This window comes from Pseudomonas sp. S3_E10, from assembly GCF_054667615.1.
Genome location: NZ_CP162743.1, coordinates 449,792 through 475,902, shown reverse-complemented (window position 1 = coordinate 475,902; position 26,111 = coordinate 449,792). Strand labels below are relative to the sequence as shown.

General features: G+C 61.4%; 20 protein-coding genes and 2 pseudogenes. 13 read left to right on the top strand and 9 right to left on the bottom strand.

The features are described from left to right. Nucleotides 1-53 precede the first annotated feature (53 nt). The 3 genes and pseudogenes from AB4N98_RS01875 to AB4N98_RS01865 all read right to left on the bottom strand — a co-directional run. Nucleotides 54-569: pseudogene (locus AB4N98_RS01875) on the bottom strand (methyl-accepting chemotaxis protein); the annotation flags it as partial. Nucleotides 570-965: 396 nt separating this feature from the next. Continuing rightward, nucleotides 966-1,841, bottom strand: a pseudogene (locus AB4N98_RS01870) (cache domain-containing protein); the annotation flags it as partial. Nucleotides 1,842-2,139: 298 nt separating this feature from the next. Further along, nucleotides 2,140-3,030 carry a bestrophin family protein gene (locus AB4N98_RS01865; RefSeq protein WP_017528377.1) on the bottom strand — a complete coding sequence of 297 codons (891 nt, stop codon included), beginning with the start codon at nt 3,028-3,030 and terminating at the stop codon, nt 2,140-2,142. A gap of 262 nt (nt 3,031-3,292) precedes the next feature. On the opposite strand from AB4N98_RS01865, the gene AB4N98_RS01860 reads away from it, so the two are divergent. The 4 genes from AB4N98_RS01860 (at nt 3,293) to AB4N98_RS01845 (ending at nt 8,996) form a co-directional block, all read left to right on the top strand. Beyond that, the gene (locus tag AB4N98_RS01860; protein WP_065877883.1) at nt 3,293-4,129 is read left to right on the top strand and encodes a hypothetical protein; all 837 of its coding nucleotides are present in this window, start codon (nt 3,293-3,295) and stop codon (nt 4,127-4,129) included. A 24-nt stretch (nt 4,130-4,153) separates the two neighbouring features. Continuing rightward, on the top strand, nt 4,154-5,197 hold the full coding sequence (locus AB4N98_RS01855) for a GGDEF domain-containing protein (RefSeq protein ID WP_026067297.1): 1,044 nt from the start codon (nt 4,154-4,156) through the stop codon (nt 5,195-5,197). 104 nt (nt 5,198-5,301) lie between these two features. Beyond that, entirely contained in the window at nt 5,302-7,428 is a 2,127-nt protein-coding gene (locus tag AB4N98_RS01850) for a TonB-dependent siderophore receptor (RefSeq protein ID WP_068932183.1), read from the top strand. Nucleotides 7,429-7,574: 146 nt separating this feature from the next. Further along, nucleotides 7,575-8,996, top strand: coding sequence for a hypothetical protein (locus AB4N98_RS01845; protein ID WP_065877887.1), 1,422 nt, complete (start codon nt 7,575-7,577; stop codon nt 8,994-8,996). Between the two features lie 102 nt (nt 8,997-9,098). Here AB4N98_RS01845 and AB4N98_RS01840 read toward each other — a convergent pair whose 3' ends face one another. Further along, complete coding sequence (locus AB4N98_RS01840) at nt 9,099-9,821, bottom strand: FadR/GntR family transcriptional regulator (RefSeq protein ID WP_017528382.1); 723 nt, start codon at nt 9,819-9,821, stop codon at nt 9,099-9,101. A gap of 48 nt (nt 9,822-9,869) precedes the next feature. Beyond that, nucleotides 9,870-11,606, bottom strand: a complete 1,737-nt coding sequence (locus tag AB4N98_RS01835) for an IlvD/Edd family dehydratase (protein WP_455885578.1) — start codon at nt 11,604-11,606, stop codon at nt 9,870-9,872. Between the two features lie 191 nt (nt 11,607-11,797). Here AB4N98_RS01835 and AB4N98_RS01830 point away from each other — a divergent pair, with 191 nt between their 5' ends. The 7 genes from AB4N98_RS01830 (at nt 11,798) to araH (ending at nt 20,200) form a co-directional block, all read left to right on the top strand. Beyond that, entirely contained in the window at nt 11,798-13,120 is a 1,323-nt protein-coding gene (locus AB4N98_RS01830) for an MFS transporter (protein ID WP_460149191.1), read from the top strand. A gap of 16 nt (nt 13,121-13,136) precedes the next feature. Then, complete coding sequence (gene araD1 / locus AB4N98_RS01825; protein ID WP_116079630.1) at nt 13,137-14,129, top strand: AraD1 family protein; 993 nt, start codon at nt 13,137-13,139, stop codon at nt 14,127-14,129. An 11-nt stretch (nt 14,130-14,140) separates the two neighbouring features. Further along, the gene (locus AB4N98_RS01820; RefSeq protein WP_017528386.1) at nt 14,141-15,721 is read left to right on the top strand and encodes an aldehyde dehydrogenase (NADP(+)); all 1,581 of its coding nucleotides are present in this window, start codon (nt 14,141-14,143) and stop codon (nt 15,719-15,721) included. Between the two features lie 16 nt (nt 15,722-15,737). Beyond that, nucleotides 15,738-16,601: an SMP-30/gluconolactonase/LRE family protein gene (locus AB4N98_RS01815; protein ID WP_460149190.1), complete on the top strand. Its 864-nt coding sequence runs from the start codon at nt 15,738-15,740 to the stop codon at nt 16,599-16,601. Nucleotides 16,602-16,639: 38 nt separating this feature from the next. Further along, the gene (locus AB4N98_RS01810) at nt 16,640-17,626 is read left to right on the top strand and encodes a substrate-binding domain-containing protein (protein WP_460149189.1); all 987 of its coding nucleotides are present in this window, start codon (nt 16,640-16,642) and stop codon (nt 17,624-17,626) included. Between the two features lie 63 nt (nt 17,627-17,689). Then, nucleotides 17,690-19,222: an L-arabinose ABC transporter ATP-binding protein AraG gene (gene araG, locus AB4N98_RS01805; RefSeq protein ID WP_460149188.1), complete on the top strand. Its 1,533-nt coding sequence runs from the start codon at nt 17,690-17,692 to the stop codon at nt 19,220-19,222. Between the two features lie 9 nt (nt 19,223-19,231). Beyond that, nucleotides 19,232-20,200 carry an L-arabinose ABC transporter permease AraH gene (gene araH / locus AB4N98_RS01800; protein ID WP_017530734.1) on the top strand — a complete coding sequence of 323 codons (969 nt, stop codon included), beginning with the start codon at nt 19,232-19,234 and terminating at the stop codon, nt 20,198-20,200. A 54-nt stretch (nt 20,201-20,254) separates the two neighbouring features. Here the strand turns inward: araH and AB4N98_RS01795 are convergent, their stop codons facing one another. Further along, nucleotides 20,255-21,403, bottom strand: a complete 1,149-nt coding sequence (locus AB4N98_RS01795; protein WP_017530195.1) for an aldose epimerase family protein — start codon at nt 21,401-21,403, stop codon at nt 20,255-20,257. Nucleotides 21,404-21,539: 136 nt separating this feature from the next. On the opposite strand from AB4N98_RS01795, the gene AB4N98_RS01790 reads away from it, so the two are divergent. Both AB4N98_RS01790 and yghU read left to right on the top strand, forming a co-directional pair. Next, nucleotides 21,540-22,307, top strand: a complete 768-nt coding sequence (locus AB4N98_RS01790; RefSeq protein ID WP_068932207.1) for an SDR family NAD(P)-dependent oxidoreductase — start codon at nt 21,540-21,542, stop codon at nt 22,305-22,307. 120 nt (nt 22,308-22,427) lie between these two features. Continuing rightward, entirely contained in the window at nt 22,428-23,261 is an 834-nt protein-coding gene (yghU, locus tag AB4N98_RS01785; RefSeq protein WP_065878518.1) for a glutathione-dependent disulfide-bond oxidoreductase, read from the top strand. Between the two features lie 62 nt (nt 23,262-23,323). On the opposite strand, the gene AB4N98_RS01780 is transcribed toward yghU, so the two are convergent. Genes AB4N98_RS01780 through AB4N98_RS01770 form a run of 3 tightly spaced genes read right to left on the bottom strand, consistent with a single transcriptional unit; the run spans nt 23,324 to nt 26,050 of the window. Then, nucleotides 23,324-24,250 carry a sugar ABC transporter substrate-binding protein gene (locus AB4N98_RS01780; protein WP_017530198.1) on the bottom strand — a complete coding sequence of 309 codons (927 nt, stop codon included), beginning with the start codon at nt 24,248-24,250 and terminating at the stop codon, nt 23,324-23,326. Between the two features lie 19 nt (nt 24,251-24,269). Beyond that, the gene (locus tag AB4N98_RS01775) at nt 24,270-25,049 is read right to left on the bottom strand and encodes a TIM barrel protein (RefSeq protein ID WP_017530199.1); all 780 of its coding nucleotides are present in this window, start codon (nt 25,047-25,049) and stop codon (nt 24,270-24,272) included. Further along, nucleotides 25,046-26,050, bottom strand: a complete 1,005-nt coding sequence (locus AB4N98_RS01770; protein ID WP_460149187.1) for a Gfo/Idh/MocA family oxidoreductase — start codon at nt 26,048-26,050, stop codon at nt 25,046-25,048. Before AB4N98_RS01770 ends, AB4N98_RS01775 begins: the two co-directional genes overlap by 4 nt. Nucleotides 26,051-26,111 lie beyond the last annotated feature (61 nt).

Sequence of the window (26,111 nt, the reverse complement as noted above, 5' to 3'; positions counted from 1 at the left end):
GTGGCTATAGTAGCCAATACACGCCCCCGCAGGCGACCCCGGTGTGACAGCGGCTAGAACTTGAAGCGACCCACCAGGCCCTTGAGCTGACCGGAAATATCGGTCAAGCGGCCTGAGCCGGTTTGCGCCGAATGCGCAAAGCCTTCCACCAACTGCGCATCGGCATGGATCTGTGCGATGTGGCGGTTGATCTCTTCGGCAACCTGGTGCTGTTCCTCGGCCGCGGTGGCGATCTGGGTGTTCTGGTCGCGGATCGAGTCCACCGAGCCGCGGATCTTGTCGAAGCTGTCGCGGGCCTGCTGGATGCGCTCCACGCTGGTGTGAGACACCAGCAGGCTGCCTTGCATCTGCTGCGTGACTTCCTGGGTGCGGCGAGCGAGGTTGCCCAGCAGGCTGTCGATTTCGCCGGTGGAATCGGCGGTGCGGCGTGCCAGCGCGCGGACTTCATCGGCGACCACGGCAAAACCCCGGCCCTGGTCACCGGCGCGCGCGGCTTCGATGGCGGCGTTGAGCGCCAGCAGGTTGGTCTGCTCGGCAATCGAACGGATGGTGTCGAGGATGGTGTTGATGTTCTGGCTGTCCTGCTCCAGCAACTGCATGGTCTGGGTCGATTTCTGCAGGTCTTCGCTGAGCTTGAGCACGCTGCCGGTGGCTTCGCCGATGTGCTGTTGGCCGTCGTGCACGTCGCGGTAGCCTTCATCGGCGCTGGTTGCCGCGGCGCTGCACGAACGCGCCACTTCATTGGCGGTAGCGACCATTTCGTTGAACGCGGTGCTCACCAGTTCCACCGCTTCGCGCTGGCGGCCGGCAGCCTGGTTCATGTTGTTGGCCACTTCGCTGGTGTCGGCGGCGGCACTTTGCAGGTCCGACGATGCGTTGCCGATGCGCTGCACCAGTTGCGCGATCATGCTCAGGAACTGGTTGAACCAGCCCGCCAGGCTGGCGGTCTCGTCCTTGCCCTGCACCTTGAGCTGGCGCGTGAGGTCGCCTTCGCCTTCGGCGATCTCTTGCAGGCCGTCGGCCACGCCGCGAATCGGCCGCACGATCACTCGGGCGAAGCTGGCGCCGACAATGGCGAAGACCACGGCGAGTACCGCCGCGATGGCACCGATCAGCCAGGTCAGGCGGGTCGCTTCGGCCATCACTTCATCGCGCTTGATCAGGCCGATAAAGCGCCAGCCCAGGTCTTTGGAGCTGACCACGTTGGCCATGTAGGCCACGCCGTCGATGTCGATCTGGGTCACGCCGTCGCTGCGCTTGGCCAGTTCGGCGTAGTTGGGGCCAAGCTCGGCCAGGGGTTTGAAGTTGTGCTTGGCATCGCTGGGGTCCACCAGCACGTTGCCGTTGCCTTCCACCAGCATGAGGTAGCCGCTGTCGCCCAGCTTGATGTTGCGCACCAGTTCGGTGAGCTGCTTGAGCGACACATCCAGGCCGACCACACCGAGGATGTTGCCGCTGGCATCGGCGACGGTGTGTACGGTGCCAATCAACACCACGTCGTCCGGCGCCCAGTAATAGGCGCCGGTACGCACGGTGGCGCCGGGGGCGGCGATGGCCGCTTTGTACCAGGGGCGCACACGTGGGTCGTAGTTGTTCAGTTTGGTGTCGTCCGGCCAACTGGCGTAGCCGCCGTCGCTCAGGCCCAGGGACAGGTAGGCGGTGGTGGGATGGCTTTTGGCGAACTGGTCGAAAATCGCCAGCAGCTCTTTGTTGGTCTGGGTCAGCGGGATTTGCGCCGCCTCGGCGCCGGCGTAGCTCTTGAGGTCCTTGGCCGCGACAACGCGCGGGTCCTTGGCCACGAAATCGACGTTCTGGCTGATGCCGTCGAAGAACTGCTTCATGCCGTTGTCGATCTGGCGTATTTCGCGACCGCTGCTGTCGAGGAAATTGGCCAGGGCCCCCTCGCGCAGATTCAGCACTACCAACACGGCCACGAGTATGACCGGAAGGCACGCGATTGCCGCGAACGCCCAGGTCAACTTCTGCTTGATATTCATGACTTCACCTGCGGGTATTTGTAGTTTTGGCAAGGAGAAACGCTAGTGCTGAACGCCGCATGTGTTGTTATGAGGGGATATGGCCATGCGTACCCTTGGTTTATCGACCGGTAGGGCACGCACTTTAGGGCGCGAGGTGTGATCAGCCGATTTGGTCGTCGGCCAGGGCGTCGCGGCGCATCGATTGCAGGTTCTTTTCGATGGTTTCGCAGATGGCTTCCATCTGGATCTGGTGTTCGCTGGAGCGAAACGGGCTTTGCAGATCGGTGCCGATGCGTTCGATGGCCAACAGCATGAAGCCCACCACCGTCGACGCCAACGGCGTGAACCAGCCCAGGGACTCCACCAGGCCCACCGGTACGATCAGGCAGAACAACGAAATAAACAGCCGTGGAAAATACACGTAAGGGTAGGGCAGGGGCGTGTTGGCGATACGCTCCATGCCGCCTTGGGCGTTGGACAGGTCCACCAGCGTCGACTCCAACCGCGCCAGGCGAATGCTGTCCAGGTGCCCGGCCTTGTATTCGCGAGCCAACAACGCCGCCGAACCGGTGAGGATATCGTTGGCAAAATTATTGGTAGCGCCGTTGCGCGCGAATTCGTCGGTGGGGATGAACGCGCGTACTTCATCCGGGCACGGCTCGCCCTTGAGGTGTGCGGCCAGGCAGTTCACATAGGCCACATGGCGGCGCAGCAGGGTGGATTTGGTCGGGTTCACGTCGCTGCCGGGGTCGTCCAGCAGGGTCAGTACCTGGCGCGCAAAGCTACGTGAGTTGTTGACCATCGCGCCCCACAAGGTCCGCGCCTCCCACCAGCGGTTGTAGGCACTGCTGTTGCGAAAACTGATCAACACAATGAGCGCCGAACCCAGCAAGGTGAGCGGCATCAGCGGCAAGTTGACCTTGGCGTTGAGAAACAGCATGAAATCCACCGTGACGGCGATATCCCACAGCAGCAGCCAGAACAGCGACCAGCCTACGTAACCCATGGTCTTGATGATCAAACGGTATTTTTTGATGATGGCGGCTTTCAAACGACAACCTCGCGGTGAACGGTAAGCAAACAGTGCCTTAGCTCGGACGCCGGGCTGGGGGGAAGGTTCGAAGGCTCACTGAAACGGTTAAGCCACTCGGGCATTTTCGGAACAATTTTGGTAGCGACGCTGTCCGTTGGCGTAATTACGATAGATTGCGCTCAAGGCAAAAAGCCATTACCGGTACTGCAATTGAGATCAGTGAATCCAAGTTGTTTGATCAGGGCTCTTTCTCATGTGTGGCAGTTCGTTGAAGTTGGCAATGGAGCATTCGGCGCAAGCGTTTGAGCGTCATGAAAAGTTTGAAGCGTGCGTGCGCAATCATTACATAATGTTGCTGGAACCCTATTCAAAGAGACCGTTTTTTTACAAGACCGCGTTAAAGTTCAGCCGTTTGATGGTGTCCTTTACGCTGTTGAGCACTTATTTCTCCAAGCCCGTGCCGTTACTCTCCGAGGTCAAAGAGTTTTGCATGACGCGCGGGTTCTGTTCGGGAAACAGTTTGGAGTCGATCTTCCTGTTGTTCCGGGCGCTGGGGTTCATGAAGGTCACGGGCCATTCCGATGACAGCCGCTTGCGGGTATTCAGGCCTTCGTCCCAGGCCTGCCGGGAGATCAGGCTGATGCTCGCGTCCGTGGTGGAGCCACTGGGCGTGATGTGCCCCGAAAAGTCCGTTGTCGCGCAAATGGCGGGGTTGGATGACCGCACTTACCTGGCACGTTATTTCAAAGGTTTTTCGGTTCTGCTGACGCACAACGCGACCATCGATCTGTTACTGCCTGACTGTTATTGGCTGGTAAAGCGCGATGCCGGGCACATGTTGATGTTGGCGATTTATAACGATGCCTGTGCGCCGGATAACCAGGGTGCAAGTTTCAGGTCGTCTTCCTATCTTGCAATCGCAGAGCAGTTATCGGTGTCCAAAACCCATGTTATTCGTTTGGTACAAGAGGGCGCGGACCGGGGATATTTCAAGATTCATTCAAAGACCCAACTTGAAGTGCTGCCGCCGTTTATTTATTTGGTCAGACGCTTTATGGCGTATTCGTTTGCGACGTGCTTACACAGCCTTCAGTTGAGCCAGGCCGATAGTACATAGGCAACTAATACAGGGAAGGAAATCATGCCGGCTATTTTGAAGCTCAGGCCGCGAATGCAGCGCTTGTTATCGCCTGCAGTCACCCAGGCCGAATTGCTCGGAATCATCGCTTGGTTGGGGGTGTTGCTGGCGAGCCCGGTGATATGGGGGCTGGACCTGATGGCGATCACGCTGGGCTTGCTGATCGTGTTTGGCTGCCATCGCGTGGCGGTCAATTATCGGGTGTGGCGCCTATTGGGCGTGGTCTACGCGGTGCTGCTCTGCGCCGGCTTCGCCTACGTGATCAGCGCCAACGTTGAACTGCAGGTGTTTGCCTTACCGCTCGCGGTGACAGTGGTCATCAGCAGCGCCATCCTCTTTATCGCCGTCGCGGATTTTCTGCTTTGCGCGGCATTGGTGTGGGCCGTGCTGTGGCCCACCATCACGGCGGGTTTTTATCCGGGTGCGCAGACCTATCTGTTCATTTTCTGCTTATCGTCGGTGTCGATTGGTTTCATCCTGAGCTTCTCCTACTTGAAAAACCTGCGCTCAGTGTTGTTGGTGGAAAGTGAGTTTCGTGAATTGGCCCAGACTGATTACTTGACCTCCATCCTCAACCGGCGCGCTTTCATGGAGAGCTTCGCCAAGTTGATCGCCGCCAATGAAGGCGGCTGGTTCATGATGTTGGATATCGACAGTTTCAAATTGAAAAACGATCAGTTCGGCCACGATGTTGGCGACAGGATTCTCTGCGCCATGGCCGCCAGCCTCAAAAACACCCCAGGCAGCCACAGTTTCGGCAGGATCGGCGGCGAAGAGTTCGGTGTGTTGGTGCTGGGGGATGACCCTTGGGCTGCCGGCGATTTCGCACTGCGCCTGTTGCAGGCGATTCGCAGCAGCGTCGCGCCGCCCCATCATTACACTTGCAGTGCAGGCATGACGCGTTTCTCGGCGGGTGCCGACATGTCGGCGGTCCTCAAGTGTGCCGACCGCAACCTGTACACCGCCAAGGGTAATGGCAAGGATTGTGTGTACCTGGATGGCGCGCGGGTGCGGGAGAACGTCACAAAGCGGATACCCAAAAAATAACGAATGAGAATAGATATCAAACAAGAATGCGTTGATATACCATGCGCCGCGAATTCTTGGCAGGTTTGCCGCCCCATCTGGCTCATTCACTAGGTGCAACATCCATGCGTCGTACCCTGATTTCCATCTGCGTGCTTCAGGCGTTTTCGCCTTTTACCTGGGCAGAGGTTTCGCCCACCGAAAAAGCCAGCCTCGAACTGCAAGCGACCAACGTGACCGGCGCCGCGGACTACGAGACGGCGCAGGGGCCGGTCAAGGGCTACCACGCCACGCGTTCAGCGAGTGCGACGCGCACCGATACCTCGATTCATGAAACCCCGCAGTCGATCAGCGTGGTGTCCAAGGACGTGGTCGAGGACATCGGTGCGACCCGTCTGCAAGACGCCCTGGATTACGCTGGCGGTGTGGGCCGGGCCAACAACTTTGGCGGGCAGGGGCTTACCAGTTTCACCGTGCGTGGCTTTACCACAGCCGAGTTTTATCGCAATGGGTTCCCCGTAAACCGCGGCTATCCGGCCACGCCCGACGCCAATACCATCGAACGCCTTGAAGTGCTGCGCGGCCCGGCGACCATGCTGTACGGCCGTGGCGATCCCGGCGGCACCTTCAATGTGGTGTCCAAGCAGCCGCTGGCCGAACGCACTGTGACCCTTGGCAGCCAATTGAATGACCAGGGCATGAAGCGCGGCACCCTGGATGCCTCCGGCCCGCTGGACGAAGAAGGCCGCCTGGCCTATCGCCTCAACGTGGTGGGCGAGGGCGGCGACACCTTCCGTGATCACGTCGAGACCGAACGCTACGGCGTAGCCCCGGTGATCACTTGGCAGGCCACCGATGCGACCAAGGTGATCTTCGAGGGTGATTTCATACGCAACAATCACCCGCTGGACCGTGGTTTGACGCGTTTCCCCAACCAGCGTGGTACGCCGTCGCGCGACACGTTCTGGGGCGACAAGGACGCAGGCAAGTTGCACAACGACAACAACATGGCGCAGTTGCGCTTCGAGCATATGCTCAATGACAACTGGACCTTGGGTGGTGGTTTTCAGTGGTTGGATGGGACATTACAGGGCAATGCTATCGAAGCTAACACCTTAGCCGCCGACGGTCGGACCCTCCGCCGTAACTTCAACTACCGCAAGCTAGAGTGGACGGACAAGGATTATCAGCTCAATTTGACCGGTCATTTCTCCACCGGCAGTTTTGATCACACGTTACTGACGGGTATCGAGTATGAAGATTACGATTACAAGTCGATCATTCAGCGCTCCAACCCGGCGCTTAACCCTTACACAACCGATATTTTCAATCCTGTCTACGGCAAGCCTCGTCCGGCATTGACGCTTACCCCTACCCACGATAAAGAAAACCTCAAGACTTACTCAGCGTTCATTCAGGATCAGGTGGCGCTGACCGAGCGTTTGAAAGTATTGGCGGGCGCTCGTTTTGAGCGTTTTGAACACGAATATGAAACCTATGTGGCGGATGCTAAAAGTTGGGAGGCTAGTGACAACGCAGTCACCCCACGCGTGGGTGTGATCTACGACCTTACCGATACGCTTGCGGTCTATGCTGATGCAGCGCGCTCCTTCAAGCCTAATACCGGCGCCAGCCGTGAGGGCAGTGGGTTCGAACCGGAGAAAGGCAAGTCCTATGAGATGGGTATCAAATGGGAAGGGCTGGACCGTCAGTTGAGTGTCGACGCAGCGATCTACCAGATCGATAAGAAAAATGTACTCACCACGGACCCTCTGGATCAAAACTCCAAGGTCGCAGCAGGTCAGGTCCGCAGCCGTGGCTTTGACCTTAACGTCGCCGGCAACATCACGCCTGAATGGCGTGTAATAGGCGGTTACGCTTATGTAGATGCTGAGGTCACCAAGGACAACTCAATCCGTGTTGGCTCTCGTCTCGCAAACATTCCGCGCAACAGCTTCAGCTTGCTCAACGTTTACGAGTTCCAGGATGGCGCTCTTAAAGGTCTTGGCCTGGGCGCCGGCGGCAAGTATGTCGCTGAACGAGTCGGGCAAACTTCCAATACTCCGTTTTCCATGGACGCCTACACCGTCGTCGACCTCCTCAGCTACTACAAAGTCAACGAGCAAGTACGCCTGAACCTGGACGTGAAGAACCTGTTCAATCGTGAATACGAAGAAGGCGCCTTCGGCAATATCTACGCCTATCCCGGCGCGCCGCGCACGGTGCAGGTGGGTATCTCCTACTCCCTGTAATTCTGCCTGGTGGCGTGCATCATCCGCGGGTGTTTGCACGCCACCTCACAGTCTCGGCAGAAAACCCCGCGTTCCCTCAAATAAGCGTTTACCGCTTGCCCGATAGATGAGAAAACCGTGCCCATTTTCCCGGAGATGGACATCCCATGCCTCGTTCAATCCTTATCCCCCGCCTGGTCGTCGCGCTGCTGGTCGGCGCTGCGCTGTGGTACATGTGGATTATCACCGGCCCCAAGCTGGAAATCGGCGGCGCCAGCCCGGATCAGCAGGCGGTGGGGGGCTTGCAGGGCCTGACGCCACGTGATTTTGGCGAGTCGGGAACCGGCGTGGTGGTGACGGCTCAAGGCACATGGTTGGTGGGGCTGGTAGACGACGAATATCACACCTTCGAACCGTCCGCCGGGCCGGTAAACCTGACCGAGCAGCTCTACGGCAAGGCGCCGAAGGCGCCGCAAGAGCAAAACACCTATTTCGGCTATTTCTCGCGCAGCAAGCCCCAGACCACCATCGTGTCGCGGCTGGAGGCTGACGGCCAGTTCAAGCAAGTGGCCCAGCTCAGCGGCGCCGCATCCCTGGTGGCCAGTGCCGATGGCGCGCGCGTGTTGCTGCTCACCGACCTCAAGCGGCCCAACGGGGCCGATGGCCAGGTGGTGTTCACCAGTGATGACCAAGGCAAGACCTGGACCTTGTTGGCCGGCGAACTATTCCCCGCGATAGGGGGCGCGCTGATGCTGCTCGATCCGTACTTTTACAGCAAGGACGAGGTCTGGGCCTGGAGCTTCCCCGATGAGATGGAGGATGAATCCAACCGTGTATCGACCGGGGTGTATTACTCCGCCGATGGCGGCCTGCACAGTACGTTGATCGCGACGCCACATCCGCTGGTGGTAGGGCGTGAATACGTGAGCCGCAAACGCCCGGATATCAAGCAGTGGCACGACTCGAACGATCAGGTGACCCACGTGCTGCAACTGGATGCCCGACGCGCCTACATCTGGGTGTCCCAGCGCTTCTGGGGCGTCGCCCCCGATGACAAGGGTGGCAATGTGAGCGTCAGCGTCACCACGCGCGTGGAACTGACGCGCGTGGACGGGCAATGGCAGACGGGCACTGCCCAGCGTGAAGACGACCTGTACATCACCGACCTTGCCAACAATGGCGCGGGGCGTGTGCTTGGCCTGATCGACCATGGCCCGGATGGGCAGGCCGTGGTCGCTGAAATGAACACCACCACCCTGGCCTGGCAACCTTTGGGCGAGGTGCCCAACGTGTTCTCGCCATTGGCCGCCAGCACCGTGGCCCAAAAACTGTGGGTGGGGCGCAACAGCCTGATGATCAGCACCTACAGCCAACATCAACCCCCGCGCTGGCTGTACTGGTGGGGCAAGGCGAGCATCTCGTCGGGGGCGGTGTTCTATTCCACGAACTGGGGCCAGTCGTGGAGACGTCTGGCGCTGGACGGTGCTGAACACGGCATCCGCGGCTTCGACGGCGCCAGCGACCGCGTGTTCTGGGCCAGGCAAAGTCACCTTTACGACGTCGGCATTCACGCCTACGGCTTGCGTTAAAGCGCTTGCGGGACGTGTGGGCAGGCCCACGCTCTCAAGATAGGTGAAACTCCAAATGTGGGAGGGAGCAAGCCTCCTCCCACATTTGGCTCTCCAGTGGCTTTAAAGCGGCGTCAACACATTCATCACCGTATCCAGCGCCACTCGCGTGTCATCCAACTGCACCAGCGAGGCATGCCGCGCGCCCAGTGCGTCGCGGTTTTGGATCGCGGTGAGGATCGCCTTGTGCCGGGGCAGGCTCAAGCCCTGAATGTCCGGGCGCCGGTTGGTGATGTTGATCGATTCGCGCAGCGGCAACGACAGCATGTTGCACATGTACGCGAGCAGATCGTTGCGCGTGGCGTCGGCGATAGCGCGGTGGAAGTCCAGGTCGGCCTGTAGCAGGTCTTCGTGGGTCTTCGCGGTTTCCATGCCGCAGTAGGCCTTCTCGATAATGGCGATGTCTTCATCGGTGGCCGTGGTCGCGGCCATGGCGGCGATCTCCGGTTCGAGGATGCGCCGCACACCCGCCAGGGTATTGAAGAACTCGCTATGGGGCGTGGACTGCATCAGCCAGGACAGCACGTCCGGGTCGAGCAGGTGCCACTTCAAGCGCGGCCGCACCACCGCGCCCACCCTGGGCTTGGAATACACCAGGCCCTTGGCGCTGAGCACTCGCGTGGCCTCGCGCAGCACCGAGCGGCTGACCTTGTACTCCTCGCAGAGCGTGGCCTCCATGGGCAGCCTTTCTTCGGGCTTGAAGCGACCGGAAACGATGTGCATGCCCAAGTCCTGAACGATCTGGGCATGCATGCTCTTGCGCGGCTTGGGCGGCTGGTGATCCATAACGTGCGGGATGCTCTGGCTTAAATTCGCGGCATCATAGCATCCCAATTAGTGGGAATGACGGGGGACTTCCGCCCCACGGCACCCTACCAGGAAGTCAAAGTCGCAACCCTGGTCAGCCTGCAACACATGGTCGATGTACAGCTGGCGGTAGCCGCCGACGATCAGGTTCTGCGGTGGCGACAGGTCAGCCATGCGCGCCGCCAGTTCTGCGTCGGGGATGTCCAGGTGCAAACGGCCATTGGCGCAGTCCAGCTCGATCCAGTCACCTTCCTTCACCGTGGCCAACGGCCCGCCCGCGGCGGCTTCCGGTGCCACGTGCAGCACCACCGTGCCGTATGCCGTGCCGCTCATGCGCGCATCGGAAATCCGCACCATATCAGTCACGCCCTGGGCCAGCAGCTTGGCCGGCAGGCCCATGTTGCCGACTTCAGCCATGCCCGGGTAACCCTTGGGCCCGCAGTTTTTCATGACCAGGATCGAGTTGGCGTCCACGTCCAGCTCCGGGTCGTTGATGCGTGCCTTGTACATGTCGAAGTTCTCGAACACCACCGCGCGGCCACGATGCTGCATCAGCTCAGGGCTGGCCGCCGACGGCTTGAGCACTGCACCCAGTGGGGCCAGGTTGCCGCGCAGCACACAAATGCCGCCGTCGGCGCGAATCGGGTTGTCGAGGGTGCGGATCACTTCGTCCTGGCCGTAGATCGGCGAGTCCTTGGTGTTCTCGCCCAGGGTCTTGCCGTTGACGGTCAAGGCGTTCGGGTGCGGGATCAGGTTGGCTTCGCCGAGGCGGCGCAGCACGGCGGGCAGGCCGCCGGCGTAGTAGAACTCTTCCATCAGGAAACGCCCCGACGGCTGCAGGTCGACGATGGTGGGCATGCCGCGGCCGATGCGGGTCCAATCGTCCAGGTCCAATTCCACGCCGATGCGCCCGGCGATGGCTTTCAAATGGATCACCGCGTTGGTCGAACCGCCGATGGCGGCGTTCACGCGAATCGCGTTTTCAAACGCTTCTTTAGTCAGGATCTTCGACAGCTTCAAGTCTTCGCGCACCATCTCCACCGCGCGCATGCCGGACATGTGCGCCAACACATAACGCCGCGCATCCACCGCCGGGATCGCCGCGTTGTGCGGCAACGAGGTGCCGAGCGCCTCGGCCATGCAGGCCATGGTCGACGCGGTGCCCATGGTGTTGCAGGTGCCCGCCGAGCGCGACATGCCGCCCTCTGCCGCAAGGAAATCATCCAGGGTAATGGTGCCGGCCTTCACTTGTTCGCTGAGCTGCCACACCACGGTGCCCGAGCCGATGTCCTGGCCCTTGTGCTTGCCATTGAGCATCGGCCCGCCGGTGACCACAATCGCCGGCACGTCGCAACTGGCGGCGCCCATCAGCAGGGCCGGGGTGGTTTTGTCGCAGCCGGTCAGCAGTACCACGCCATCGATCGGGTTGCCGCGAATGGCCTCTTCCACATCCATGCTCGCCAGGTTACGCGTCAGCATGGCGGTGGGGCGCAGGTTGGATTCGCCGTTGGAGAACACCGGGAATTCCACCGGAAAACCGCCGGCCTCGATCACGCCGCGTTTGACGTGCTCGGCAATCTGGCGGAAATGCGCGTTGCACGGGGTCAGCTCCGACCACGTGTTGCAGATGCCGATGATCGGCTTGCCATGGAACTGGTGATCGGCAATGCCCTGGTTCTTCATCCAGCTGCGGTACATGAAGCCGTTCTTGTCGGCGGTACCAAACCACTGGGCGGAGCGGAGGCCGGGCTTTTTATCAGACATGATCGATTCTCTTATTGTATGACTATATGTTCTCTCTGCGGCTAAACATAAGCGCAAATTCTTCCATTTGGAAGAGTTGTTTCGCAAATAGTACTACTATATAGTCGATCTCAACTGAGGCACGACCCTGGCGGATTTCCGCGAGAGGCGTTCCCGATTCCTATAAGAACAACAATCGGAGATCGACCCCCATGAGCGAGGAATTGCGGCTTATCCGGCGCATCACGCTGAAACTGATTCCCTTCCTGATCCTGCTGTACTTGATTGCCTACGTGGACCGTTCCGCCGTGGGCTTCGCCAAGTTGCACATGGGTGCCGACGTCGGCATCGGGGACGCGGCCTACGGCCTGGGCGCGGGGTTGTTCTTCATTGGTTATTTCCTGTTCGAGATCCCCAGCAACCTGATGCTCGACCGCTTCGGCGCGCGGCGCTGGTTCGCGCGCATCATGATCACCTGGGGCGCCATTACCATCGGCATGGCCTTTGTGCAGGGGCCGCACAGCTTCTATGTGATGCGCTTTTTGCTCGGCGCGGCTGAAGCCGGGTTCTTTCCGGGCGTGCTGTACTACATCACCCAATGGTTCCCGGTGCGCCATCGCGGCAAAATCCTGGGGCTGTTTATTCTCTCCCAGCCAATCGCGATGATGATCACCGGCCCCGTCTCGGGCGGCCTGCTGGGCATGGACGGCATCTTCGGCCTGCACGGCTGGCAGTGGCTGTTCATCGTGATCGGTACGCCGGCGATCCTGCTGACCTGGCCGGTGCTGCGTTACCTGCCGGACGGCCCGAAACAAGTCAAGTGGATGAACGACGCCGAAAAGGCCTGGTTGACTGGTGAGCTGAACAAAGACCTGCAAGCCTACGGCCAGACCCGCCACGGCAACCCGTTGCATGCGCTCAAAGACAAGCGCGTGCTGTTGCTGGCGCTGTTTTACCTGCCGGTGACCCTGAGCATCTACGGCCTGGGCCTGTGGTTGCCGACCCTGATCAAGCAGTTCGGCGGCAGCGACCTCACCACCGGTTTCATCTCCGCCGTGCCGTACATCTTCGGCATCATTGGCCTGCTGATCATCCCGCGCAGTTCCGACCGTTTGAACGACCGCTACGGCCACCTCGCCGTGCTCTATGTGCTGGGCGCCATCGGGCTGTTCTGCAGCGCCTGGCTGAGCGCGCCGGTGCTGCAAATGGCGGCGCTGTGCCTGGCGGCGTTCGCGCTGTTTTCCTGCACGGCGGTGTTCTGGACCTTGCCGGGGCGTTTCTTCGCCGGCGCCAGTGCGGCGGCGGGCATTGCGTTGATCAACTCGGTGGGCAACCTCGGCGGTTATATCGGTCCGTTCGTGATCGGCGCGCTCAAGGAATACACCGGCAATCTGGCCTCGGGCCTGTACTTTCTGTCGACGGTGATGGTGTTCGGGCTGGTGCTGACCGGCGTGGTCTATCGCGTGCTTGAGCGCAAGCATGTACTGCCGGCCGACCAATTCGCCGCCAGCGCCCGTGGCGTCACACGTACTTAATTTTTGGAGAACCTTCATGCGTTTAGTGCAGTTCGAACTCAATAATGGCCAGCGTCGTGTCGGCGTCGTAGACGGCAGCCAATTGCGCGAAGTGCTGGGTGCGCAAAGCGTGCGTGAACTGGCGCTGGCCGCCATCGAAGCGGGCATCAAGCTGCAACAGCAGGTCGAAAGCCTCGGGTTGGGCGCCAGCCATGACTACGCAGCCTTGCTGGCCGAGCAGAAAATTCTGCCGCCGCTGGACCATCCGGACCCCGCTCATATGCTGATCAGCGGCACCGGCCTCACCCATCTGGGCAGTGCCTCGGCGCGGGACAAGATGCACCAGCAGGCCGGCGACGACAGCGCCATGACCGACACCATGCGCATCTTCAAATGGGGCGTGGAGGGCGGCAAACCCGCCGCCGGCCAGGCCGGTGTGCAACCGGAGTGGTTCTACAAGGGCGACGGCAGCATCGTCGTGCGTCCCGGCCAGGCGTTCCCGGTGCCGCCATTTGCCGAAGACGCCGGTGAAGAGCCGGAGATCGGCGGCCTCTATGTGATCGGTCACGACGCCAAGCCCTATCGCCTGGGCTTTGCGGTGGGCAACGAGTTTTCCGACCACGTGATGGAGCGCAAGAACTACTTGTACCTGGCTCATTCCAAACTGCGCAGTTGCAGCTATGGTCCGGAACTGCGCGTGGGCGAACTGCCGTCGCACCTGGCCGGCACCAGCCGTATCCTGCGCAACGGCGAGGAAATCTGGCGGAACGAATTCCTCAGCGGCGAGGCCAATATGTGCCACAGCCTGGAAAATCTCGAATACCACCACTTCAAATACAGCCAGTTCCTCAAGCCGGGCGATGTGCACATCCACTTTTTCGGCACCGCCACGCTGTCATTTGCCGACGGTATACGTACCCAGCCGGGCGACGTGTTCGAGATCAGCCAGGCCGAGTTCGGCGCGCCGCTGGTCAACAGTGTCGGCAGCGTTGATGCGGCATTCGAACCCGGCAACGTCATCACCCTTTAAAGGAGACCACCATGACCCAGTTCCTCGGCCACAATTTCATCGGCGGCCAGCGCAGCGCCAACGGTAGCGTCAAGCTGCAAAGCGTCGATGCCACCACGGGCCAAGCCTTGCCCCAGGATTTCTACCAGGCCACCGCGCAGGAAGTCGACGCCGCCGCCCAGGCCGCCGCGCAGGCTTACCCGGCCTATCGCGCCCTGAGTGCCGCGCGCCGCGCGCAGTTCCTGGACGCCATCGCCGATGAGCTGGATGCGCTGAGCGACAATTTTGTCGAGCTGGTGTGCCGCGAGACCGCACTGCCGGCTGCGCGTATCAAAGGCGAGCGCGGGCGCACCAGCGGCCAGATGCGTTTGTTTGCCACGGTGCTGCGTCGCGGTGATTTCTACGGTGCGCGTATCGACAGGGCGCTGCCGGATCGTCAGCCACTGCCACGCCCGGACCTGCGCCAATACCGCATCGGCCTCGGCCCGGTCGCCGTGTTCGGGGCCAGCAACTTTCCTCTGGCGTTTTCCACCGCCGGTGGCGACACCGCCGCTGCGCTGGCGGCCGGTTGCCCGGTGGTCTTCAAGGCCCACAGCGGTCACATGGCCACGGCTGAGCAGGTCGCCAACGCGATCATTCGCGCAGCAGAAGCCACTGAGATGCCGGCCGGTGTGTTCAATATGATCTTCGGCGGCGGCGTCGGTGAGGCGCTGGTCAAACACCCAGCCATCCAGGCGGTGGGCTTTACCGGCTCGCTCAAAGGCGGTCGTGCCCTGTGCGATATGGCGGCGGCGCGCCCGCAGCCGATCCCGGTGTTTGCCGAGATGTCGAGCATCAACCCGGTAATCGTATTGCCCCAGGCCCTGCAAGCCCGTGCCGAAACCGTTGCGCGCGACCTGACCGCTTCGGTGGTGCAAGGCTGCGGCCAATTCTGCACCAACCCAGGCCTGGTGATCGGCATCGCCTCACCGGCATTCACCGCGTTCACCCAGCAGGTGGCACAGCTGATTGGCGCGCAACCGGCGCAGACCATGCTCAACGCCGGCACCTTGAGCAGCTACGGCAAGGGCCTGGCAAAACTGCTGGCGCACCCTGGCATCCAGCACCTGGCGGGCAATGCCCAGTCCGGCAACCAGGCGCAGCCACAACTGTTCAAAGCCGATGCCAGTTTGCTGATCAACGGCGATGAGGCGCTGCAGGAAGAAGTGTTCGGCCCCACCACGGTGTTTGTCGAAGTGGCCGACCAGGCTCAACTGAGCGCCGCCTTGCACGGCCTGCACGGTCAGCTCACCGCGACGGTCATCGGCGAGCCGGCGGATTTTCAGCAGTTCGCCGAACTCACGCCGCTGCTGGAGCAGAAAGTCGGGCGCATCCTGCTCAACGGCTACCCGACCGGCGTCGAAGTGTGCGATTCGATGGTGCATGGCGGCCCGTACCCGGCGACGTCCGATGCCCGTGGCACCTCGGTCGGCACCTTGGCCATCGACCGGTTCCTGCGTCCGGTGTGCTTCCAGAATTACCCTGATAGCCTGCTGCCCGACGCGTTGAAAAACGCCAATCCGCTGCGTATCCAGCGCCTGGTGGACGGCACGCCATCGCGCGAGTCGCTGTAAGGAACCCGGAGGTTTCATGTTGTGGAATGCGGTCACTGCACACCGTGCACAGTTGGGCGAAGGGCCGTTCTGGGACGTGCCGACCCAGGCGCTGTATTGGGTCAATATCGCCGGTAAACAAGCGCTGCGCCTGATGGGCGGGCAATTGCGCATCTGGCAGTTGCCCGAGCATGTCTCGGCGTTTATCCCGTGTGAAAGCGGCGATGCACTGGTGACCCTGAGCAGCGGCGTCTATCGGCTGGACCTGGCGACCGAAGCCTTGACCCTGCTCTGCGTGGCCGACCCGCAACCGGGCAACCGTGGCAATGAAGCACGCTGCGATGCTCAGGGGCGCCTGTGGCTGGGCACCATGCAGAACAACATTGGCGAGGAGGGTGAAGACCTGCCGATTACCCGGCGCTCCGGCGGCCTGTTCCGTATCGATGCCGATGCGCGGGTCACGCCGTTGCTGCAAGGCCTGGGCATTCCCAACACCTTGCTGTGGAACGAGGAGGGCAGCCAGGTGCACTTTGGTGACAGCCTGGACGGCACGCTCTATCAGTATTCGATCCACGCCGATGGCCAGCTCGCACCGCCACGGGTGTGGTTTGGGCCGCACGCGCGCGGCGGCCCGGATGGCTCGGCCATGGACGCCGAGGGCTTTATCTGGAACGCGCGCTGGGACGGCAGTTGCCTGCTGCGCCTGACGCCTGCGGGCGAGGTGGATCGCATCATCGAACTGCCGGTCAGCCGCCCCACCAGTTGCGTGTTCGGTGGGCCCGACCTCACCACCCTGTTTATCACCAGCGCGGCCAGTCCTTTGAATCACCCTTTGGACGGTGCCGTGCTGGCTATCGAAGTCGATGTACCTGGCAAGCCTTGCCATCGTTTTGCCGGTTAACCCCAACATTCAAAAAACAACAACAAGAGGTGTCGTTCATGAAAAAGGCTCTACGCGTCCTTGCTGCCGCCGTTGCTTTAAGCAGCCTCAGCAGCCTCGCATCCGCTGAAGAAGTGAAGATCGGTTTTCTGGTCAAGCAGGCCGAGGAGCCGTGGTTCCAGACCGAATGGGCCTTTGCCGAAAAAGCCGCCCAGGACAAGGGTTTCAAACTCATCAAGATCGCCGTGCCCGATGGCGAAAAAACCCTTTCGGCCATCGACAGCCTGGCGGCCAACGGCGCCAAGGGCTTTGTGATCTGCCCGCCGGACGTGTCCCTGGGCCCGGCCATCGTGGCCAAGGCCAAGCTCAACGACATGAAAGTGATCGCCGTGGATGACCGCTTCGTCGATGCCAAGGGCAATTTCATGGAAGACGTGCCGTACCTGGGCATGGCCGCTTTCGAAGTGGGCCAGAAACAGGGCGCCGCCATGGCCGCCGAAGCGAAAAAACGCGGTTGGGACTGGAAGGAGACCTATGCCGTGGTCAACACCTTCAATGAACTCGACACTGGCAAGAAGCGCACCGACGGTTCGATCAAATCCCTGGAAGAGGCCGGCATTCCCAAGGACCACATCCTCACCGCCCCGCTGAAAACCCTCGACGTTCCCGGCAGCATGGACGCCACCAACTCGGCCCTGGTCAAACTGCCCCGTGGCGCGAAAAACCTGATCATCGGCGGCATGAACGACAACACCGTGCTCGGTGGCGTGCGCGCCACTGAAAGCGCCGGTTTTGCCGCCGCCAACGTGATCGGCATCGGTATCAACGGCACCGACGCCATCGGCGAACTGAAGAAAGCCAACAGCGGCTTCTTCGGCTCGATGCTGCCAAGCCCGCACATCGAAGGCTATAAAACGGCCGAGATGATGTACGACTGGGTGACCAAAGGCACCGAACCGCCGAAGTACACCGCCATGGACGAAGTGACGTTGATCACCCGTGAGAACTTCAAGCAGGAACTGGAAAAGATCGGCCTGTGGAAGTAACGCAGTTCGCTTTCCTCGGCGGTGCCGGTAACGGCGCCGCCTGATCGGTGTGATGAGGTGGTTATGCACGGGCAACTCAACGAACAACAACACAGGGTCGGCGCCAGTCTGCGGTTTGATGGCATCGGCAAAACCTTTCCCGGCGTCAAGGCGCTGGACGGCATCTGTTTCACCGCCCACCCAGGGCAGGTGCACGCCTTGATGGGCGAGAACGGCGCCGGCAAATCGACGCTGCTGAAGATACTCGGCGGTGCCTACATTCCCAGCAGCGGCACGGTGCAGATCGGCGATCAGACCATGGCCTTCAAGTGCGCCGCCGACAGCATCGCCAGCGGCGTGGCGGTGATCCACCAGGAGTTGCACCTGGTGCCGGAAATGAGCGTGGCCGAGAACCTGTTCCTGGGGCATTTGCCGACGCGTTTGGGCGTGGTCAACCGCGGCCAGCTGCGCAAGCAGGCGCTGGCCTGCCTCAAGGGCCTGGCCGATGAAATCGACCCGGACGAGAAGCTCGGGCGTTTGTCCCTCGGCCAGCGCCAGTTGGTGGAAATCGCCAAGGCGCTGTCCCGTGGCGCCCATGTGATTGCCTTCGATGAACCCACCAGCAGCCTCTCGGCGCGCGAGATCGACCGTTTGATGGCGATCATCACGCGCCTGCGCGACGAGGGCAAAGTGGTGCTGTATGTGTCGCACCGCATGGAAGAAGTCTTCCGCATCTGCAACGCGGTGACGGTGTTCAAGGACGGCCGTTACGTGCGCACCTTCGATGACATGAGCACGCTGACCCACGACCAGTTGGTGACCTGCATGGTCGGTCGCGACATTCAGGACATCTACGATTACCGCCCGCGCGAGCATGGCGAGGTAGCGCTCAAGGTCGACGGCTTGCTCGGTCCTGGCCTGCGTGAGCCGGTGAGTTTCGCGGTGCGCAAAGGCGAGATCCTTGGCCTGTTCGGGCTGGTGGGGGCAGGGCGCACCGAGCTGTTCCGCCTGCTCAGCGGCCTGGAACGCGCGAGTGCCGGCAGCCTGCAACTCTGTGGCGAGCCGTTGCAGTTGCGCTCGCCCCGCGACGCCATTGCCGCCGGTGTCTTGCTGTGCCCGGAAGACCGTAAAAAGGAAGGCATCATTCCGCTGTCGAGCGTGGCCGAGAACATCAACATCAGCGCGCGGGGCGCCCATTCCACCTTCGGCTGGCTGCTGCGCGACGGTTGGGAGAAGGGCAACGCCGAGCATCAAATCAAGGCCATGAAGGTCAAGACCCCGAACGCCGCGCAGAAAATCATGTACCTCTCCGGCGGCAACCAGCAGAAGGCCATTCTCGGCCGCTGGCTGTCGATGCCGATGAAAGTGCTGCTGCTCGACGAACCGACGCGGGGCATCGATATCGGCGCTAAGGCCGAGATCTACCAGATCATTCACAACCTCGCAGCCCAAGGCATCGCGGTGATCGTGGTGTCCAGCGACCTGATGGAAGTCATGGGCATTTCCGACCGCATCCTGGTGCTGTGCGAAGGCGCCATGCGCGGCGAACAACTGCGCGCGCACGCCACTGAATCCAACCTGCTGCAGCTGGCCTTGCCGCGCCGCGTGACGAACTGAGAGAAGACCATGACCACTCAAAACAACGCGTTGCCAACCGCACGCAAACCCCTGGATATGCGCGCGCTGCTCGACAACTGGGCGATGCTGCTGGCGGCGGTGGGCATTTTTGTGCTGTGCGCCTTGCTGATCGATAACTTCCTTTCGCCGCTGAACATGCGCGGGCTGGGCCTGGCGGTGTCCACCGTGGGCATCGCGGCGTGCACCATGCTGTTTTGCCTGGCATCGGGGCATTTCGACTTGTCGGTGGGCTCGGTGATCGCCTGCGCCGGCGTGGTCGCGGCCATTGTCATGCGCGATACCGACAGCGTCATGCTCGGCATCGGCGCGGCGCTGGGGATGGGCCTGATCGTCGGGTTGATCAACGGCATCGTCATTGCCAAGCTGCGGGTCAATGCGCTGATCACCACCCTGGCGACCATGCAGATCGTGCGCGGCCTGGCTTACATTTTTGCCGACGGCAAGGCAGTGGGCGTGTCCCAGGACCAGTTCTTCATCTTCGGCAACGGCCAGTTGTTCGGCGTGCCGGTGCCGATCCTGATCACCATCCTGTGCTTCCTGTTCTTCGGTTGGCTGCTCAACTACACGACCTACGGGCGCAACACCATGGCCATCGGCGGCAACCCGGAAGCAGCATTGCTGGCGGGGGTCAACGTTGATCGCACCAAGATCCTGATCTTTGCTGTGCACGGTCTGATCGGCGCGCTGGCCGGGGTGATCCTCGCGTCGCGCATGACCTCGGGCCAGCCGATGATCGGCCAGGGCTTCGAGCTGACGGTGATCTCGGCGTGCGTGCTGGGCGGTGTGTCGTTGAGCGGCGGGGTCGGCATGATCCGCCATGTGATTGCCGGGGTACTGATCCTGGCGATCATCGAGAACGCGATGAACCTGAAGAACATCGACACGTTCTATCAGTACGTGATCCGTGGTTCGATCCTGTTGCTGGCGGTGGTCATCGACCGTATGAAACAACGCTGATCAAAAGCCCTGTGAGGGGCAAAGGTGGGAGGGAGCAAGCCCCCTCCCACAGTTTTACTCGGCGCTGAACTTGAAGACGGTGTTCTGGGTGTAGGTCTGCCCTGGGTTCAAGCGAGTTGATGCAAAGCTGGGCTGGTTAGGCGCATCCGGATAGTGCTGGGTCTCCAGCGTAAACCCACTCCAGTGCAGGTAAGTCTTGCCTGCTTTGCCCTTCACCGAACCATCGAGGAAGTTGCTGGTATAAAACTGCACCCCCGGTTCGCTGGTGTAGAGCTGCAAGCGCCGGCCGGACTCCGGGTCATGCACTTCGGCGGCCAGCTTTTTCACGTCGCCCTTGGTGTCCAGCGCCCAGTTGAAGTCAAACCCGCCTTGCTTCGGTTCGGCGAATTTGAGCTGCGGATGATCGTCCTTGATGTGCTGGCCGATCGGCGTGGGCTTGAGGAAATCCATCGGCGTGCCCTTGACGGGGGCGAGTTCGCCGGTAGGAATCAGCGTCGCATTGACCGGCGTGTAGTGGCTGGCATGCAAGGTGGCAACCTGTTTGAGGATGTCGCCATTGCCCGCGCCGGCCAGGTTGAAGTAGCTGTGGTTGGTCAGGTTGAGCACCGTGGGTTTGTCGGTGGTGGCCTTGTAGTCGATGTGCAGTTCGTTCTTGTCGTTGAGGCTGTAGGTGACCTCGGTTTTCAGGTTGCCGGGGAAGCCCATCTCACCGTCCTTGGACAAGTAGGTGAGGGTGACCCCAACCGAGTCCTTGCCCTTGATCGGCTCGGCTTTCCATACATGCTTGTCGAAGCCCTGCGCGCCGCCATGCAATGCGTTGGGGCCGTCGTTGAGCGGCACCTGGAAGCGTTTGCCGTCGAGCTCAAAGGCGCCGCCAGCCAGGCGATTGCCGAAGCGCCCGATGGTCGCGCCGAAAAACGCCGTACCGGCCTGGTAGCCCTGTACGTCGTCGAAGCCGAGTACCACATCGTCGACCTTGCCGTGTTTGTCCGGCACCTTCAGCGACTGCAGTACGCCGCCGTAGGTGATGACGGTGGCTTGCATGCCATGGCTGTTGCGCAAGATGTACTGTTCGACGGGCGTGCCGTCGTTGGTTTTACCGAAAGGCTTGTGCTCGCTGCTGAGCCCTGCCGCCTGGGCGCCGCCGCTGGCGATCAGCATGGACATGGCAAGGCCCGAGAGCAGGTATCGAGGGTGCTTCATGGTCGAACTTCCTTTTGTTGTTTTGAGTGGAATAGTTCTACTAATAGCGATATTTTGTCGGTGTGACAGCGAATTTATAGCCTTAAACGCCGATTTCGTAAAATAAAATAAGACTAATTGATCGAGGCACCGTTATATGAGTACTGCACAGGCTGTTTATCCCGACCTTGAAGGCAAGACCGTACTGATCTCCGGGGGCGCCTCGGGTATCGGTGAATTCATGGTGCGCGCCTTTGCCGCGCAAGGCGCCAAGGTGGCCTTTGTGGACCGCGCACAAAGCCAGGGCGAACGCCTGGCGGCGCTGTTGAGTTCACAGGGGCGTACGGTGGAATTCGTATGCTGCGACATCACCGACGAAATTGGCTTTCGGGCGGCAATCACGCGGTTTGAGCAGTCGCTGGGGCCGATCACGGTGTTGGTCAACAACGCGGCGAACGACGTGCGCCATACCTTGGAAGACGTTGACTCGCAGATGTTCGACCAGCTGATTGCGGTCAACCTCAAGCACGCATTTTTTGCCGCCAAGGCGGTGGTGCCCATGATGAAAGGCGCCGGCGGCGGCTCGATCATCAACCTGGGTTCGGTCGGCTGGATGATGGCCTCCGCCGGTTACCCGGTGTACGCCGCCAGCAAGGCCGCCGCGCACGGTATGACCCGCGGCCTGGCACGGGAGCTGGGGCCTCACCATATCCGCGTCAATACGCTGGTGCCCGGCTGGGTGATGACCGAAAAACAACTGGCCATGTGGGTAGATGATGCGGCCAAGGAGCTGATCGCCCGCAGCCAGTGCATGCCCGGCAGTGTCATGCCGGAACATATCGCCAATATGGCGTTGTTTCTGGCCTCGGATGCCTCGGCGATGTGTTCGGCGCAGAATTTTATCGTCGACGGCGGCTGGGTGTAGCGCGCGACTTTCCAGACCCTGCAAGCGAGTGTGGGAGCGGTGCTGATTCAGCGGGCTCCCGCACAGCGAGTCTTTGGTTTAGTCTGGAGCGCTTCGTTGATCGCCTCAGGAGCAGTGAGCATGACCGAGTACGTACCTCCCGCCGTCTGGACGTGGGACACCGAAAGCGGCGGCACCTTCGCCAGCATCAACCGGCCCATCGCCGGCGCCACCCACGACAAGGCGCTGCCGGTGGGCAAGCACCCGTTGCAACTTTATTCCCTGGCCACGCCCAATGGGCAGAAGGTCACCATCCTCCTCGAAGAACTGCTCGCCCTGGGCCACGCGGGCGCTGAATACGACGCCTGGCTGATCAAGATCGGCGACGGCGACCAGTTCGGCAGTGGCTTCGTGGCGGTCAACCCCAACTCGAAGATCCCCGCCTTGATGGATCACAGCGGCGCCACGCCGATTCGCGTGTTTGAGTCCGGCGCGATCCTGCAATACCTGGCCGAGAAATTCGGCGCGTTCTTTCCCAAGGAACCGGCCGCACGTGCGGAGTGTTTGTCGTGGCTGTTCTGGCAGATGGGTAGCGCGCCGTACCTGGGCGGTGGTTTCGGGCATTTCTACGCCTATGCGCCGAGCAAGATGGAGTACCCGATCAACCGTTTTGCCATGGAGACCAAGCGCCAGTTGGATGTGCTGGACAAGCGTCTGGCAGTCAGCGAATACATCGCCGGTGACGAATACACCATCGCCGACATCGCCATCTGGCCTTGGTACGGTGGCTTGGTCAAAGGCCGCTTGTATGGCGCGGCGGAATTTTTATCGGTGCATGAGTACACACATGTGCAGCGCTGGGCGGATGCGATTGACGCGCGACCGGCGGTGCAGCGGGGGCGCCGGGTTAACCGGGTGTCGGGCGAGCTTTCAGAGCAGTTGGCCGAGCGGCATGACGCGAGTGATCTGGACTGACTGAGATTCAAGTGTGGGAGGGGGCTTGCCCCCCTCCCACATTTGGAGCGGTGTATACCCGTTTATTTGTAGCGTTGCTCGAACACCGCCACCTGTTCGGGCTTGATCAGCTCGAACGGTACCCAAACTTCGGCTTCGATCGGTTCACCCTTGATCATCCTAATCGCCGACGCCACCGCTTGGGTGGCCTGGGCCTTGGGATCCTGGAATACCGACGCCGCCAGCATCCCGCGTTTGACCGCCGCCAGACCATCGGGCAGGCCATCGATACCGACAATCGCCACTTCGCCCTTGGCCCTGCCGGATTGCTGCAAGGCCATGGCCGCGCCAATGGCCATTTCGTCGTTGTTGGCAATGATTGCATCGAACTGCGCCCCCGCCAGCAGCCAGTTGCTGGTCAGGTCCATGCCTTTGCTGCGTTGCCATTCGGCGCTTTGCTGCTCCACTACTTTGATCCCCGGAAAGTCCTTGAGCACCTGTTTGGCGCCTTCGGTGCGGTCGTGGGTGGCGTTCTGCGCAAGGTCGCCCATGATGATCGCCACATTGCCCTTGCCGCCAAGCTTTTCGGCGAGGTAGCGCATCTGCAACTGCCCGGCCTCGATGTCATTGGAGGCCACGGTGACCACGCCCTTGGGCAGCGTGCGTTCATCCGGATGGCGGTTGACGTACACCAGCGGCGTCTTGGCGGCGACTGCGGCGCGAGTCATGTTGGCGGTGGCGGAGGTGTCCACCGGCAGCACGATCACCGCGTCGACCTTCTGGTTGAGAAAACCCTCGACCTGGTTGAGTTGGCGCACCACGTCGCCCTGGGCATCTTCGAACTGGATCTGTACATCCTGCTGCTTGGCGGCGGCTTCCAGGCCGGTGCGCACGTAAGTCATGAAGTTATCGTCGACCTTGGCGATGCTGACGCCGATGTGATAACCGGCGAAGGTCCATTGGCTGAACAGCAGTAACAGAGTGGCAACGAGCAATGAATAGCGAGGCATGGGGGTGTTCCTTTTGTTGTTATAGGGTGAACGCTTGGCGGAAACGCGCCAGGGCCAGTTCGCTGTCGCCACTGGCCCAGCCTTCCAGGCCGACCACGCCGTTGTAGCCGATGCGATGCAAGGCCCTGGCAATGGTCGGGTAATGGATTTCGCCGGTACCGGGTTCTTTGCGCCCCGGTACATCGGCCACCTGGATTTCACCAATGGCAGGGCCCGCGCGCTGGATCAGTTCGATGAGGTTTCCCTCGCCGATCTGCGCGTGGTACAGGTCCAGGTTCATTTTCAGGTGCGGGCTGCCCACGGCTTCGATCAACGCCAGGGTGTCGTCGGCGCGGGCGAACGGGGTGCCGGGGTGGTCGACCGCGGTGTTGAGGTTTTCCAGCAGGAATACGCGGCCGGCGTCTTCCCCCAGTCGCGCGATTTTCTCCAGGGTCTTGCAGGCGCTCAACCACATGCGTCCGGTGGTCTGGCTGACGGGCTGCACCGGCAGGCCGTCGTCACCCAGGCCGGTGCCGTGCAGGTTGAGGCTGGGGCAGTTGAGCCGCTCGGCAACGCTTAAGGATTCGCGGGCGCTGTCGAGCAAGCGGCGGATGCCGTCGGGGTCGGTGAGGGTGCCGCTGATATAGCCGGTCATCGAGGTGAAATCGGCGCCAGTGGCGGCGAGGGCGTTGATGTCCTTGTCGGTCCAGCTCCAGATTTCGGCGCAAAAACCCAGTGCATGAATGCGTTTGACGCGTTCGACGAAGGGCAGGTCGAGAAATACCATCTCGGCACTGATCGCCAGCTTGAACGGGATCACAGGGTCACCGCCTGACCTTGCTCATAGGACTCGATGCAGGCGCGCGCAATCGCCAGCGCCGCTCGCGCATCTTCGCCGCTGGCCAAGGGCTTGGCGCCGCTGCGCAGGCAATCGACAAAGTGGTTGAGCTCGGCGACGTAGGCGTCGCGCAGCAGGTCGGTGTCCAGGCGCTGAGTGTCGGCCTGGATGCCCGGTGCCAGGTAGCGCACCAGGTCGGACTCCTGCACGCCGCCCATGGTGAGCATGCCGGCGCTGCCGAACACTTCACCACGCACATCGTAGCCATACACGGCCTGGAAATTCGCCTCGGCGGTGGCAATCGCACCGTTGTCGAAGCGGATCGTGACCACGGCGGTGTCGAGCAAGCCTTTGCTTTTGTAGTCCGGGGCGATCAGCGCGTCGGCCATCACGTGGACCTGCACCGCCTCGGCGCCGGGGTTGAGGTAGCGCAGGGTGTCAAAGTCGTGGATCAGGGTTTCCAGGAAGATCACCCATTGTGGCGACGCGGCCGGGTTGTTCAGCGCCGGGTCGCGGGTGAGCGAACGCAGCAATTGCGGTGTACCGATACGCCCGGCCAGCACATCTTGGTGGGCCGTGCGGAAGCTCTTGGCGAAGCGCCGGTTGAAGCCGACCTGCAACGGAACGCGGGCATCGGCGGCGGCGGCGATGGCGCGGTCGGCTTCATCGAGGGTGATGGCCATGGGTTTTTCGCAGAAGATCCCCTTGCCGGCGCGGGCGGCGCTGATCACCAGCTCGGCATGGCTGCGGGCAGGGGCGGCGATGATGACGCCGTCGATGTCCGGGTCGTCGATCAACTGTTGTGGGTCGGTGTAGACCTTGTCCACGCCCAGCTCAGCGGCCAAGCGCGCGGCCTGACCGGGGGTGGGGTCGGCGATCGCTGTCAGGCGGGCACCGACAATATGCCGCGCCGCAGTCAGGCCGTGGAAGCTGCCCATGCGACCGGCACCGATCAGGCCCAGGCGGATGTTCTGTGTACTCATGTGGTAACCCCTTCTTATTGTTGACCTCAGGACGATCCTGATGGGCAAAGAGGAGGGAGCA

Coding starts and splice junctions, on each gene's coding strand:
- AB4N98_RS01780 (WP_017530198.1), bottom strand. CDS start 24,250: ATGCCTCGCTATTCATTGCTCGTTGCCACTCTGTTACTGCTGTTCAGC.
- AB4N98_RS01850 (WP_068932183.1), top strand. CDS start 5,302: ATGCGTCGTACCCTGATTTCCATCTGCGTGCTTCAGGCGTTTTCGCCT.
- AB4N98_RS01845 (WP_065877887.1), top strand. CDS start 7,575: ATGCCTCGTTCAATCCTTATCCCCCGCCTGGTCGTCGCGCTGCTGGTC.
- AB4N98_RS01795 (WP_017530195.1), bottom strand. CDS start 21,403: ATGAAGCACCCTCGATACCTGCTCTCGGGCCTTGCCATGTCCATGCTG.
- AB4N98_RS01830 (WP_460149191.1), top strand. CDS start 11,798: ATGAGCGAGGAATTGCGGCTTATCCGGCGCATCACGCTGAAACTGATT.
- araH (WP_017530734.1), top strand. CDS start 19,232: ATGACCACTCAAAACAACGCGTTGCCAACCGCACGCAAACCCCTGGAT.
- AB4N98_RS01790 (WP_068932207.1), top strand. CDS start 21,540: ATGAGTACTGCACAGGCTGTTTATCCCGACCTTGAAGGCAAGACCGTA.
- AB4N98_RS01770 (WP_460149187.1), bottom strand. CDS start 26,050: ATGAGTACACAGAACATCCGCCTGGGCCTGATCGGTGCCGGTCGCATG.
- AB4N98_RS01815 (WP_460149190.1), top strand. CDS start 15,738: ATGTTGTGGAATGCGGTCACTGCACACCGTGCACAGTTGGGCGAAGGG.
- AB4N98_RS01855 (WP_026067297.1), top strand. CDS start 4,154: ATGCCGGCTATTTTGAAGCTCAGGCCGCGAATGCAGCGCTTGTTATCG.
- araG (WP_460149188.1), top strand. CDS start 17,690: ATGCACGGGCAACTCAACGAACAACAACACAGGGTCGGCGCCAGTCTG.
- yghU (WP_065878518.1), top strand. CDS start 22,428: ATGACCGAGTACGTACCTCCCGCCGTCTGGACGTGGGACACCGAAAGC.
- AB4N98_RS01840 (WP_017528382.1), bottom strand. CDS start 9,821: ATGGATCACCAGCCGCCCAAGCCGCGCAAGAGCATGCATGCCCAGATC.
- AB4N98_RS01820 (WP_017528386.1), top strand. CDS start 14,141: ATGACCCAGTTCCTCGGCCACAATTTCATCGGCGGCCAGCGCAGCGCC.
- AB4N98_RS01860 (WP_065877883.1), top strand. CDS start 3,293: ATGGAGCATTCGGCGCAAGCGTTTGAGCGTCATGAAAAGTTTGAAGCG.
- AB4N98_RS01810 (WP_460149189.1), top strand. CDS start 16,640: ATGAAAAAGGCTCTACGCGTCCTTGCTGCCGCCGTTGCTTTAAGCAGC.
- AB4N98_RS01835 (WP_455885578.1), bottom strand. CDS start 11,606: ATGTCTGATAAAAAGCCCGGCCTCCGCTCCGCCCAGTGGTTTGGTACC.
- araD1 (WP_116079630.1), top strand. CDS start 13,137: ATGCGTTTAGTGCAGTTCGAACTCAATAATGGCCAGCGTCGTGTCGGC.